The sequence below is a fragment of the Sulfitobacter sp. L-8 genome, from assembly GCF_056859255.1.
In genome coordinates this window covers 287,729-299,798 of record NZ_JBSXOD010000056.1, presented here as the reverse complement: position 1 = coordinate 299,798, position 12,070 = coordinate 287,729, and the positions used below count along the sequence as shown (strand labels likewise).

Genomic DNA, 12,070 nt, shown 5'->3' with positions numbered 1-12,070 from the left:
GTCAGTCGCCCATCATTGCCATAAGTCGCGTTTTCTCGCCCAGATCATCCGGGCGGGAAATCACCCCGGCAAGTTCTTCGAGCGACGCAATCGAATGCCCCGCCCGAAAACTGTCAACATGAGGCAGCATGGCGCGAATGCCAGCGGCCTTTGGCGCAAACCCGTCCCATCGCAGCAAAGGGTTTAACCAGATCAACCGACGTGCGGTCAGGTGGAGGCGCTGCATATGCAGCGCCAGCTCGTTTGGAGCATCGCGGTCGAGGCCATCGGTGATCAGCAGCACTACCGCGCCCTGCCCCATCACCCGTCGCGACCAGTCACGGTTGAAAGCTTCTATGCTGGCTCCGATACGCGTGCCGCCTTCCCAATCCTGCGCCTCGGCACCCGCCGCCTTGAGAGCCGCGTCAACGTCGCGGGCGGCGAGATGACGCGTGATATTGGTCAGTCGCGTGCCGAAGGTAAATGCGTGGACCTTGGCCCAGCCCGCGCCTTTCGCGTTGCTGACCGCATGCAGAAAATGCAGCACCACGCGCGAATATTGGCTCATTGAACCGGAAATATCGCACAGCACCACCAGGTTAGGATACCGCAGGCGCGGCTTTTTGAGCGATAGGCTGTGCAGATCCCCCCCGCGCCGCAACGCCGCGCGCATGGTGCGCGGCACGTCGATACCCCCGATAGAAGATACCATGCTGCGCCGGGACGGCATTGGCTTTACCGGCAAGGTGAGACGCGCCAACATCCGTTTGGCCTCGGTCATTTCTGCAAGGCTCATCAGTTCGAAATCCAGTGTCCGCAAACGCTCTTTGCGCGACATGGTAAGGCTGGCGTCGGCTTCGATCCGGGTATCCTCGTCGTCTTCGTCGTGGCGGTCGTCGTCCTGGGGGGCCTGGGCACCATCCAGCAACGCTTCGGCAGCGCGTTTTTCCGCGGCCTGGGCGGGTCGGTCTTCCTGGACACCGCGGATAGCGGGGAGCATCGCTGCCATCATGTGTTCGAGATAACGCGGATCACGCCAATAGAGCCGAAAAAGCTGCGCAAATATCGCGCGGTGTTCGGGCCGGTTCACAAAACAAGCGTGCAACGTCCAGTAAAAATCGATCTTGTTGGAAAACCCCGCGGCCTCGACCGCGCGGATCGCGTCGATTACCCGTCCCGGCCCGATCGGCAATCCGGCACGTCGCAACGCGCGGGCAAAATGGGTGATGTTGCCGGCAAGCCTGGGGTTATCTGGCAAATCAAGCGGGAGGTGCTCCATGATGAAATCAAGTCATGGGGGCTGTCTGCCCCCATACCCCCGAGGATGATGAACCATTTGGAAGGGCGCCAGCGTTCATCCTGCCGGATCCAGGCTGGCTTTGGCTTGGTCGAGAATGCGCTTGGCTTCAGAGCCTTGCAGCTTGGAGATATCATCTTGGTATTTCAGGATCGCGCCGAGCGTGTCCGAAATTACTTCGGGACTGAGGTTTATGACGTCGAGGGCGAGCAGGCATTTTGCCCAGTCGATGGTTTCAGCGACGCCTGGCTTTTTGAACAAGTCTTCGGTGCGCAGCTGTTGAACAAAGGCGACGACCTCGCGGCTGAGCGCCTCTGAGGCGTGCGGGGCCCTGGCTGCGAGTATTTCGATTTCGCGGTCGAAATCAGGATAATCCACCCAGTGGTACAGGCAACGGCGCTTGAGCGCATCATGCACCTCGCGGGTACGGTTGGAGGTCAGGACCACGATGGGTGGCTCTGGTGCCTTGATGGTTCCCAATTCGGGAATCGTCACCTGAAAATCACTGAGCGCTTCGAGAAGGAACGCTTCGAATGGGGCGTCGGTACGATCAAGTTCATCGATAAGCAGAATGGGTGCCCCGCGTTCATCGGGGCGCATCGCCTCGAGCAGCGGGCGTTCAATCAGGAATTCTTCGCTGAAAAGCTCTGCCGTCAGTGCCGTGCGTGAGTTGTCGGCGGCATGTCCGGTGGCTTCGGTGGCACGGATGGCGACCATCTGGGCCGCAAAGTTCCATTCATATACCGCCGACGACGCATCGAGCCCTTCGTAGCATTGCAGACGGATCAGCTTTCGATCCAGGCCGGCTGCCAGTGCCTTGGCTATTTCTGTCTTGCCGACGCCCGCCTCACCTTCCAGGAACAAGGGGCGTCCGAGCTTCAGGCTTAGAAAAACGACCGTCGCGAGGGCGCGATCGCTGACATACCCCTGTCCCTCAAGCAAAGTCTGCACGGTATCGATGGACATGGGTTCTGTCATAGGGGCTCCTGTTTAGAACGTCAGGGTGCGTTTTGATCCCGCCGGGGTCAAGTGCATGTAAGGCTGTCGGTCCGATTTGATCAGCGTTCTCTTATCTGGGGCGCATGTCTCGAGAGAACGCCATCCGGGTCAACGGCCCGTCATGGGCGATTGCACATTCTTCGCAACCTCTGCAACCTTACCTAAAATGCGCAACATTTTTCCGCATTTCTGCCGCAATATTTTTATAGCCAGTGACCAACAGCGCATATGATCTGCGCGCCATTCCAAGCAAGGACACAACCATGATCGAGGCACCCTTTACGATCGATACCTCATTGGCTGACCTTCCCAAGGCTGAATGGTTGCTCGCCATCGCGGAAATCGCCGAAGACTCCGGATACTATCAGACACTTGGGGCGAAACATCATGCCATTTATGTTGAACGCAAACCCACTTTGCTTGTCACTTTCGAATCTTTGAGCGGCATGCGGTCGCTATCCGCCATGTCGCACCCTTTGGGCTGGGAGATGGTGCGCACCTACGGATGGTCGCATCTGTGTATCGCGTCCGAAGGTGACACCTGGTTTCGGGACGAAAACGTATATGCGTTTTTTGACCGGTTGATCGATGATGGCTTCTTTGATGAGTTTGAAAAAGTGATATTCTATGGCGCGGGACCGGGCGGGTACGGTGCAGCTGCCTTTTCCGTTGCGGCACCCGGTGCCACTGTGGTGGCGATCCAGCCGCAGGCAACTCTGGATTCGCGCATAGCGGAGTGGGACGACCGCTTCAAGGAAATGCGCAGAACCGATTTCGGCTCTAGGTTCGGCTATGCACCCGATATGCTGGAAGCTGCCGAAGCGGCGTTTATTCTTTACGACCCAAACGTGGCGCTGGACGCGATGCACGCGAGCCTGTTCACCCGTCCCAATGTAACAAAGCTCAGGATGCGGCATATGGGGCTCGCGTTGCAGTCAGACCTGCTTCAGCTTGATCAGTTCGAAACAGTGTTGAGCCTTGCAGCCGCGGGCAAATTGACCCGTCTTAATTTTGCCAGGCTGTATCGATCACGGCGCGAACACCGCAGCTATCTCAAGACCTTGCTGGTGACACTTGAAGCGGATGACCGCAAAAAGCTGATCCTGCATCTGTGCCGCCATGTGAATGCCCGCATGCAAGCGCCGCGCTTTGTACGCAAGCAAAAGCTGCTTGAGGCCGAGATGGTGATGGAGCAGGCGCAAGACGAAGCCCAGAACCGTAACATCAGCAAAAACGGATAGTGAGAGCGCTGCGTTGCTACCGTTTCGATTCGTCGCCTGTTGAGGGAACAAATACCCCCGACGTGCCCCCGCGCCCCCTAGCGCCGCAAGCGACGCTATGCTAGCGAACGCGCATGACACAGACCTTGACGCTTATACGCCCTGACGACTGGCACCTGCACCTGCGCGACCACGACATGTTACGCGCGGTGTTGCCCTATACCGCTGCCCATTTTGCCCGCGCGATCATCATGCCCAATCTTGTTCCCCCCGTGGTGCGCAGCGCCGATGCCGCGGCATACCGGGACCGGATCCTGGCCGCGCTGCCGGAAGGGTCGCAGTTCACCCCCCTGATGACCCTGTATCTGACCGAAGACACCGATCCCGATGACGTGGCGGCGGCCCATGCCAGCGGTTTGATCAAGGCGGTAAAGCTATATCCGGCCGGTGCGACCACGAATTCCGCCAGCGGGGTGTCGAACTTTGACAAGGTTGCCCCCGTGCTTGAACGGATGGCCGAAATTGGTCTGCCCCTATGCACCCATGGTGAGGTGACGAACCCCGAGGTCGATATCTTTGACCGCGAGGCGGTGTTTATCGAGCGGGTGCTTGACCCGATCCGCGCCCGTCACGCCGGGCTCAAGGTGGTGATGGAACATATTACCACTGCTGATGCCGCCGACTATGTCCGTTCTGCCGGTTCCGGACTGGGGGCGACGATCACGACGCATCATCTGGTGATCAACCGAAACCACATTCTGGCCGGTGGCATCAAGCCACATTATTATTGCCTGCCGGTGGCCAAACGCGAAGAACACCGTCTAGCGCTGCGGGCTGCCGCGACGTCCGGCGATACCCGGTTCTTTCTGGGGACGGATTCAGCCCCGCACACGGACGCGAACAAGCTGTTGCCCTGCGGATGCGCCGGATGTTTCACCGCCCCGAACACCCTGTCGATTCTCGCCGAGGTATTCGAGCAGGAACATGCGCTGGACAAGCTCGAGGCATTCACCTCGCGGAACGGCCCGGCGTTTTACGGACTGCCTCCAAACGACACGACGATAACGCTGATCCGTACGCCAGTGCACTATCCCGACCACATCGAAACGCCCGAGGGACCGGTTACGGTTTTTGACCCTCTGATGCCTCTGAACTGGACGGTAGAGGCAACCTAGCTCCTGATCTGCGCCGATTGTCGGGGGTATCCGCGCTGCACCCATAGACTTTGAACTGCGTCCGGGAGTATTTGAAGGCGCAAAACCAGAACAGCTTTAACCACAGGACACCTGCACATGATCCCTTCCAGCTATCCAGATAAAACAGAAATGGCGCGTCTGACCGCGCGGATGCTGCTCGAGATCAAGGCCGTTCACTTCAACGCCGAGGATCCGTTTACTCTGGCGTCGGGCCTGCCGAGCCCCACATACATCGATTGCCGCAAACTGATAAGCTATCCGCGCATTCGGGCAACCTTGATGGACTTTCTGACCGTGACAGTGATGCGCGATGCGGGGTTCGAGGCGTTTGACAACGTGGCTGGCGGCGAAACCGCCGGGATACCCTTTGCCGCGATGATCGCCGAACGGATGGCGTTGCCGATGACATATGTACGCAAAAAGCCGAAAGGTTATGGACGCAACGCCCGTATCGAAGGTGAAATGACGCCGGGACAGCGTGTGCTTTTGGTCGAAGACCTGACCACGGACGGCGGCTCGAAGATCAGCTTTGTCGACGCGATTCGCGAGACCGGGGCATCATGCGCCCATACCGCCGTGATCTTCTATTACGGCATTTTTCCGCAGACCGAAAAGACGCTTGGCGACCATGGTGTTAGCTTGCACAGCCTATGCACCTGGTGGGATGTACTTGCCGAAGCCAAGGCACAGGCGGCGTTCGATGCAGCAACCCTGGCCGAGGTTGAGACCTTCCTCAACGCACCCCGGGATTGGCAGGACGCCCGAAAAAACAAGTGATGAAACGTCAACATGTAGTATCGTTACACGCAAAACCATGCTATATAATGTCCACTAGCGCATAATTCAGGTTATCCACAAGTTATACAATTTGCAGGTCGGTCGTCGGCTCGGATATGAGAAGCTCTGGGCAGATAACAGGTGGGACACCAGGTAGTATGAACGAGATTTCCAGCATCAACGGCAATCAACTGACTGTTCAGGCAGCCGAGACCATGCCTCATTCGATTGAGGCCGAACAACAGCTTTTGGGGGCCATTCTAACCAATAACGACATCTATGATCGTGTGGCATCGATCATTGGCCCCAAGCATTTCTATGACCCGGTGCATGCCCGCATCTTCGAGATCGCCAGCGCCCGGATCGCCAAGAACAATCTTGCATCGCCTGTCACGCTCAAGGCGTTCATGGAAGACGACGAGGGGCTGAAGGAACTGGGCGGCCCGGCCTATCTTGTACGCCTCGCCGGGGCTGCCATCAGTGCCTTTGCCGTGCGCGATTATGCACAGATGATCTATGATCTTTCGGTGCGGCGGGATCTCATTCAACTGGGCCGCGACATTTCCGCGAAGGCCGCACAGGTCGACGTCGCGTCCGAACCGCGCGAACAGATCGTCGAGGCCGAGCAGCAGCTTTATAAATTGGCGGAACAAGGCCAAACCGAAACCGGATTCCAAAGCTTTCTCAAGGCGGTGACGGATGCTGTGAACGTGGCAAATGCCGCATACCAGCGTGACGGGGGCCTGTCAGGTGTCTCGACGGGCCTGATCGACATGGACAAAAAACTGGGGGGCCTGCACCCGTCCGACCTGCTTATTCTTGCCGGTCGCCCGTCAATGGGGAAAACCTCGCTGGCGACGAATATCGCCTTTAACGTAGCAAAGGCGTATCGTCGCGGCACGTTGCATGACGGCACCCAAGGTGCCGTCGAGGGCGGCGTGGTCGGTTTCTACAGCCTTGAGATGAGCGCAGAACAGCTCGCTGCGCGCATCCTGTCGGAAGCGGCGGAAATTCCGTCACAGCAAATTCGATCCGGCGATATGAGCGAGACCGAGTTCCGCCGTTTCGTCGACGCGGCCAAAGCGCTTGAGGCTTGCCCGCTTTATATTGACGACACCCCGGCCCTGCCGATCAGCCAGTTGGCGGCACGCGCCCGCAGGCTAAAGCGGACCCACGGGCTGGATGTGTTGATCATCGACTATCTGCAACTGGTTCGTGGTACCGGAAAGAACGAAAACCGCGTGAACGAGATCTCGGAAATTACCATGGGGCTCAAGGCGATCGCCAAAGAGCTGAATATACCGGTCATCGCCCTGTCACAGCTTTCACGCCAGGTTGAAAACCGCGAAGACAAGCGCCCGCAGCTGTCGGATCTGCGTGAATCCGGTTCCATCGAACAGGATGCCGATGTGGTCATGTTCGTGTTCCGCGAGGAATACTACAAAGAGCGCGAAAAACCCGGCGATCATGAACTGGACAAGATGGCGATCTGGCAAGAGGAAATGGAGCGTCTGCATGGTCGCGCCGAAGTCGTCATCGGCAAGCAGCGTCACGGCCCAATCGGCACCGTAGAGCTTAGCTTTGAGGGTCGGTTTACCCGATTTGGAAACCTTGTGAAGCCCTGGCAAAACGGCAACGGCGGGGGTCAGGAGTTCTGATCTCGGCCCCTGCCTGAACCTTAGACATGTGCCGCGCGCGCTATTTCCGCTGATGAAAGACCATATTTGCCGGAAAACCTGTGCCGGGCGGCGACCAGTCGCGGATCATCAGGTGCCAGACCCAAGGTTCGGATAAATTCGATCCGTTGCTGATGTTTCAAGGCATCGCGGTCTATGGCCGTACCCATTGCACGGTCGATGATCGCGCCGCCTGGACTGACGTGAAACCACTTTCCGAAATCCCTGAAATGGTGTTGATTGTGCAGCCGGGTGACATAGCGTTCTACTTGGCTTTTGGGAACGTTGACGTGGGCTGTCATGTGGAACCATTCATACCCCAGAAAGGTCAGCACACCCCCGACGGGCACAATGGCGATCGCCACCCACAGTGCCTGGCTGACACCAAACAGCGCCAGAATGCCCCACAGGGCCAAACCATTGACCAAAAGCATGGGCAACGCGACCCAGATCGGTACGAAGAACAGTTTCGTGTTGGTCGGGAAATCATGATGCCCGTAATGCGCGACATAAAGCAGATCAAACGCCCATTGGCGGCGCGGCGGGGGTAGATGAAACACAAACCGGTGCAAATTGTATTCGTTAACTATCTGCGCGACAACCCCGAGAGGGACCAGCGCCCACACCCACAGCGGAGCGTACACAGCAAGCACGATCAGACCCGATGCACATGCCGCCGCCATGACAATGACGGCGGCATGCGAAAACATGATACGCAAACGCATCATCGGGTGAAGGCCTTACTCTGGCGACTTGGTTTCATACCGCAGACCCTTGGCGGTGTCCTTGTCGAACCCCTTCCAATAGGTATGGTCTTCTTTCGGCGTCCCGTCTTCGTTCATTGACCAAACCCCGTCGTTGGAATTCTCGACCAGGTCAAGATAGTCGTCCATAGCGGCATCGCTCTTGAGGTATTTGCCCAGCCAGACCGTGATAAAATGCTGCGCGATATTGTTCATACGGACCGTATCCCAAACCGGATCAGTATAATGCGAAGAGACGTTGAACCCGAGATCGGCATCATCACGAAACGATTCCTCCGGTGCGGGCATGGGGGCGGCTGTGTTATGGCCACCGTTTTCAAAGGTAAGCAGGCTACGGTCCACGCTGCTTGCGTTCTCCCATATGGCGCGCACGCCTTTCTCATAAAGTGACACCATATCCTCGGAGCCGGCGATGAAGAGCATTGGGATCTTTATGCCCTTCAGCCCTTCGGCATCCCAGAACCCTGTGTTCATTCCCCAAGGCCCAATTGCAACCGCGGTTTTTATGCGCGGGTCAGGCAGTTTGTTATGGGTGTCGGACCCTGCTTGATGAATCGCCAGTGTGCCGTGCGGGCCACCCCAGCCAAAGCCGACAGACGCTTCGGTCACACCGCCGCCCGCCGTGATGACAGCACCGTATCCACCCATTGAATAGCCGATCAGCCCGGTATCATCGGTGTTGACCAACCCTTTCAGAAACGATCCGTCCTCGGAAGACATCCGCGCCATTTCGTTCAGCACGAACAGTTGATCCAGTGACCGGTTCACCAAAGTCGACCCAAACGCGGCCTTGGTGCGATAGGTTGAATCAGTGTGGTCGATCGACGCGACGACATAGCCTTTGGACGCGATGTTTTCCGCGAGATGTGACAGCAAGAACCGGTTGCCGGGATATCCGTGCGAGATGATGACCAACGGATAGGCTGCATCGGGTTGTGCCGGTTCCGCATCGCGCATCGCCTTGCCCTGAAGCGTGACTTCGGTCTTGCCGTCACGAATAAAGGCTTTGAGCGCGGTGTCGCCGGTCGCACCATCCGCGGCTGGATACCAGACTTCGACAGCGAGTGGGCGGTCATAGCGCGGCATGGTTTCCGGCTTGGGGGCTTTTGGATCAATCGCCAGGATATCGATCTGATCGGTGTTGACCAGATCGATCTGGCGCACGCCTACCCCCATATTGCCGTAAGCAGCCATATCAGGCGCGTTGGGCAGCTGTGTGTCGATCCGGTTTTCCGCCATCGCCATCGGGGCCGTCAGCCCAGCCATCATGGCAAGCACAGGGGCCAGCAGGTATCTCTGGGAACGCATTAGGTCTCCTCCCTTTTTGTATAGGTTACTTTGCGCAACCTGACTTTTGTCAGTACCACGCTATCTTGTTCGTCGCACCATGCAAGCGCGATGCAAAAGTTTCGTTACGGCAATATGTCATCTGCGTTGCACGCCCCATCGCCGTCAGTTTTTTTTTTGAGGGCCAAGGTCGACGTGTAGGTACCCCATGACAGGCAGCATTTGCCAGCAGCCTGCGGCATCGGTTCGCATGCTGTTGGATTTATCGTGCCGACGCGCGCACTGGCGCTTGACCTTGCGGCCCATCCTGTCAAAACCGACGCCATGACAACTGGAACTCTCACCATCGATCTCAACGCTATTGCGGCCAACTGGTCGGCGTTGAACCGCATGACCGCATCCGAGACCGGGGCGGTCGTCAAGGCCAACGCCTATGGGTTGGGGATCGAGCGGGTTGCCCCCGTATTGGCGCAGGCAGGCGCGCGACAGTTTTTCGTCGCGGTCGCCGAAGAAGGCGTCGCCCTGCGCCGCGTTCTTGGGTCTGGTCCTGAAATCAATGTGTTCAGCGGTCATATGCCGGGCGATGCCGATATGATCCGGTCTGCGGATTTGACGCCGATGATCAACACTGTCGACCAGATGATCGGCCACGTAGAAGCCCTGCCCGGTCACCGTTTTGGACTACAGCTCAATACCGGCATGAACCGGCTTGGGATGGATCCCGCCGAATGGGCCGCGTTGCGCGATATCGCCCTCAGCCAAAACCCGACCATGATCATTTCGCACCTCGCCTGCGCGGATGACCCCGATCATCCGATGAACGCCGCACAGCTTGAGATTTTTCGCGAAATGACCGCGGGCATCAACGTCCCGCGATCCTTGTCGGCGACGGGGGGCACGCTGCTTGGGCCTGATTATCACTTTGATCTCACCCGTCCCGGTGTGGGTCTGTACGGGGGCATGCCATTTGTAGACGCGCAACCCGTCGTTTCCCTGGATCTGCCGGTGATACAGACACGCGATGTCAGTGCGGGCAGCGCGGTCGGCTATGCCTGCGGGTGGGTGGCACCGCGCCCCTCGCAGATTGCAACGGTTTCGGGAGGGTACGCGGACGGGCTGATCCGGGCCATGGGGAATGGCGCCACCTTGACCCACAAAGGGCGCAAGGTCCCGGTGGTCGGACGCGTGTCCATGGACCTGATCACCGTCGACGTTACCCATCTGGAACAGGTGCCAGAGCATCTGCAACTGATCGGAATGCACCAATCGGTCGACACCGTGGCAGAATTCGCAGGTACCATCGGATACGAAGTGCTGACCGCGTTGGGAAGCCGATATGACAGGGTCTATATCACTTGAATCCCCTCGCAGCAGTCGGTCGCACTACACTACTCGCCGTCGCGGCCATCGGCCGGATCACGCTTTTTACGCTCAGTGCGATTGTGCACATCTTTCGCGCGCCGTTCTATCCACGTCAGTTCGGCCTTGCTCTGGTGCAGATCGGCTGGCTCAGTTTGCCCGTTGTCGGCCTGACCTCGCTATTTACCGGTGGCGCTTTGGTGATGCAGATCTATGCAGGGGGGGCACGTTTCAATGCCGAAGCCGTGGTGCCACAGATTGTCGCCATCGGAATGGTGCGCGAACTGGGGCCGGTGCTGGTAGGTCTGATGGTTGCAGCGCGGGTAACCGCAGCCATCTCCGCTGAAATCGCAACGATGAAGGTCACCGAACAGATCGACGCCTTGATCACCCTTTCTACCGATCCGATGCGGTACCTCACGGTGCCGCGCGTTCTGGCAGGCATCTTGGTTGTCCCGCTGCTTGTCGCCGTCGGCGACATCATCGGCATCATGGGCGGCTACGGGGTCGCGACCGGGTCACTGGGGTTCAGCCCTGCCGCCTATCTGCGCAACACGGTAAACTTTCTTGAACCGCTGGACATCGCGTCGTCGCTTATCAAAGGCACCGCCTTTGGGTTGATCGCCACAACCATGGGGTGCTACTTCGGCATCAACGCCGGGCGTGGCGCACGCGGCGTTGGCCGGGCCACCAAATCTGCCGTCGAGGCCACCGCCGTCTTGATACTCGCGGCCAATTTCGCGCTTACCGCGGTAATATTCTCGCTATGATCACTGTTTCCAACCTGTTCAAGTCATTCGGCCAGACGCCCGTGCTGTGCGGCGCGACACTCACCTTGGCCAAGGGCACTTCCACGGTGGTCATCGGCAAATCAGGAAGCGGCAAATCGGTGCTCATGAAGTCCATTCTGGGACTGGTCAAGCCTGACAGCGGCACGATCCTGCAAGATGGCGCTCCGCTGGATCAAACGCGGTTTCTGGACGATTTCGGCATGTTGTTCCAAGGCGCCGCGTTGTTTGACAGCTTACCGGTTTGGCAGAACGTCGCATTTAGATTGTTGCGTAGAATGCCAAAGGCCAAGGCCCGCGCCATTGCGCTGGAAAAGCTCGGGCGTGTGGGGTTAGAGGCTGATGTCGCCGACCGTTTGCCCGCCATGCTGTCGGGCGGGATGCAAAAACGCGCCGGACTTGCCCGTGCCATCGCTACAAACCCCTCCGTATTGTTCTTTGACGAACCAACCACCGGGCTTGACCCGATCATGGCGCGGGCGATCAACGATCTGATCCGCGATATTGTCCGCGAAACCCACGCCACCACATTGACCATTACCCACGACATGACCACGGTACGCACCATTGCCGATACAGTGATGTTGCTGGACCAAGGCAAGGTGCATTGGCAGGGAACCGTACCCCAGCTGTCTGAGTCTCGCGATGAAACCCTGAGATCGTTCATTGCCTGAAGACCGAGATGCGCCGCGTTCCTTCCGGGGGATTGGAGGCGGATTGAGTCGAAA

11 protein-coding genes are annotated in these 12,070 nt (G+C 58.3%); 7 read left to right on the top strand and 4 right to left on the bottom strand.

The window, feature by feature from the left end:
- Window position 1 precedes the first annotated feature (1 nt).
- Window positions 2-1,258: a vWA domain-containing protein gene (locus AC13DE_RS18155; RefSeq protein WP_446297219.1), complete on the bottom strand. Its 1,257-nt coding sequence runs from the start codon at window positions 1,256-1,258 to the stop codon at window positions 2-4.
- Between the two features lie 75 nt (window positions 1,259-1,333).
- A complete protein-coding gene (locus AC13DE_RS18150; protein ID WP_483048624.1) occupies window positions 1,334-2,254 on the bottom strand; it encodes an AAA family ATPase in 921 nt (306 codons plus the stop codon).
- A gap of 284 nt (window positions 2,255-2,538) precedes the next feature.
- On the opposite strand from AC13DE_RS18150, the gene AC13DE_RS18145 reads away from it, so the two are divergent.
- From AC13DE_RS18145 to AC13DE_RS18130, 4 genes are all read left to right on the top strand, one after another.
- On the top strand, window positions 2,539-3,516 hold the full coding sequence (locus AC13DE_RS18145; protein WP_483048623.1) for a phosphoadenosine phosphosulfate reductase: 978 nt from the start codon (window positions 2,539-2,541) through the stop codon (window positions 3,514-3,516).
- A 113-nt stretch (window positions 3,517-3,629) separates the two neighbouring features.
- The gene (pyrC, locus tag AC13DE_RS18140; RefSeq protein WP_483048622.1) at window positions 3,630-4,670 is read left to right on the top strand and encodes a dihydroorotase; all 1,041 of its coding nucleotides are present in this window, start codon (window positions 3,630-3,632) and stop codon (window positions 4,668-4,670) included.
- A gap of 117 nt (window positions 4,671-4,787) precedes the next feature.
- Window positions 4,788-5,468 (top strand): orotate phosphoribosyltransferase, encoded by a 681-nt coding sequence (locus AC13DE_RS18135; protein ID WP_446297223.1) that lies wholly within the window; start codon window positions 4,788-4,790, stop codon window positions 5,466-5,468.
- A gap of 158 nt (window positions 5,469-5,626) precedes the next feature.
- Window positions 5,627-7,126, top strand: coding sequence for a replicative DNA helicase (locus AC13DE_RS18130; protein ID WP_446297224.1), 1,500 nt, complete (start codon window positions 5,627-5,629; stop codon window positions 7,124-7,126).
- A gap of 20 nt (window positions 7,127-7,146) precedes the next feature.
- On the opposite strand, the gene AC13DE_RS18125 is transcribed toward AC13DE_RS18130, so the two are convergent.
- Together AC13DE_RS18125 and AC13DE_RS18120 are read right to left on the bottom strand one after the other, a co-directional pair.
- On the bottom strand, window positions 7,147-7,872 hold the full coding sequence (locus tag AC13DE_RS18125; RefSeq protein WP_483048621.1) for a sterol desaturase family protein: 726 nt from the start codon (window positions 7,870-7,872) through the stop codon (window positions 7,147-7,149).
- A 12-nt stretch (window positions 7,873-7,884) separates the two neighbouring features.
- The gene (locus tag AC13DE_RS18120; RefSeq protein ID WP_446297226.1) at window positions 7,885-9,216 is read right to left on the bottom strand and encodes an alpha/beta hydrolase family protein; all 1,332 of its coding nucleotides are present in this window, start codon (window positions 9,214-9,216) and stop codon (window positions 7,885-7,887) included.
- Window positions 9,217-9,519: 303 nt separating this feature from the next.
- Here AC13DE_RS18120 and alr point away from each other — a divergent pair, with 303 nt between their 5' ends.
- Genes alr through AC13DE_RS18105 form a run of 3 tightly spaced genes read left to right on the top strand, consistent with a single transcriptional unit; the run spans window position 9,520 to window position 12,016 of the window.
- Window positions 9,520-10,554, top strand: a complete 1,035-nt coding sequence (gene alr / locus AC13DE_RS18115) for an alanine racemase (protein ID WP_446297276.1) — start codon at window positions 9,520-9,522, stop codon at window positions 10,552-10,554.
- Window positions 10,551-11,324 (top strand): MlaE family ABC transporter permease, encoded by a 774-nt coding sequence (locus tag AC13DE_RS18110; protein ID WP_446297227.1) that lies wholly within the window; start codon window positions 10,551-10,553, stop codon window positions 11,322-11,324. Before alr ends, AC13DE_RS18110 begins: the two co-directional genes overlap by 4 nt.
- Window positions 11,321-12,016 (top strand): ABC transporter ATP-binding protein, encoded by a 696-nt coding sequence (locus tag AC13DE_RS18105; protein ID WP_483048620.1) that lies wholly within the window; start codon window positions 11,321-11,323, stop codon window positions 12,014-12,016. The genes AC13DE_RS18110 and AC13DE_RS18105 overlap by 4 nt, the downstream gene beginning before the upstream one ends.
- Window positions 12,017-12,070: the final 54 nt, after the last annotated feature.

Excerpts from the sequence above, each read along its gene's own strand:
- AC13DE_RS18125 (WP_483048621.1), bottom strand. The coding sequence starts at position 7,872 with ATGATGCGTTTGCGTATCATGTTTTCGCATGCCGCCGTCATTGTCATG.
- AC13DE_RS18150 (WP_483048624.1), bottom strand. The coding sequence starts at position 2,254 with ATGACAGAACCCATGTCCATCGATACCGTGCAGACTTTGCTTGAGGGA.
- AC13DE_RS18155 (WP_446297219.1), bottom strand. The coding sequence starts at position 1,258 with ATGGAGCACCTCCCGCTTGATTTGCCAGATAACCCCAGGCTTGCCGGC.
- alr (WP_446297276.1), top strand. The coding sequence starts at position 9,520 with ATGACAACTGGAACTCTCACCATCGATCTCAACGCTATTGCGGCCAAC.
- AC13DE_RS18145 (WP_483048623.1), top strand. The coding sequence starts at position 2,539 with ATGATCGAGGCACCCTTTACGATCGATACCTCATTGGCTGACCTTCCC.
- AC13DE_RS18105 (WP_483048620.1), top strand. The coding sequence starts at position 11,321 with ATGATCACTGTTTCCAACCTGTTCAAGTCATTCGGCCAGACGCCCGTG.
- AC13DE_RS18135 (WP_446297223.1), top strand. The coding sequence starts at position 4,788 with ATGATCCCTTCCAGCTATCCAGATAAAACAGAAATGGCGCGTCTGACC.
- AC13DE_RS18130 (WP_446297224.1), top strand. The coding sequence starts at position 5,627 with ATGAACGAGATTTCCAGCATCAACGGCAATCAACTGACTGTTCAGGCA.
- pyrC (WP_483048622.1), top strand. The coding sequence starts at position 3,630 with ATGACACAGACCTTGACGCTTATACGCCCTGACGACTGGCACCTGCAC.
- AC13DE_RS18120 (WP_446297226.1), bottom strand. The coding sequence starts at position 9,216 with ATGCGTTCCCAGAGATACCTGCTGGCCCCTGTGCTTGCCATGATGGCT.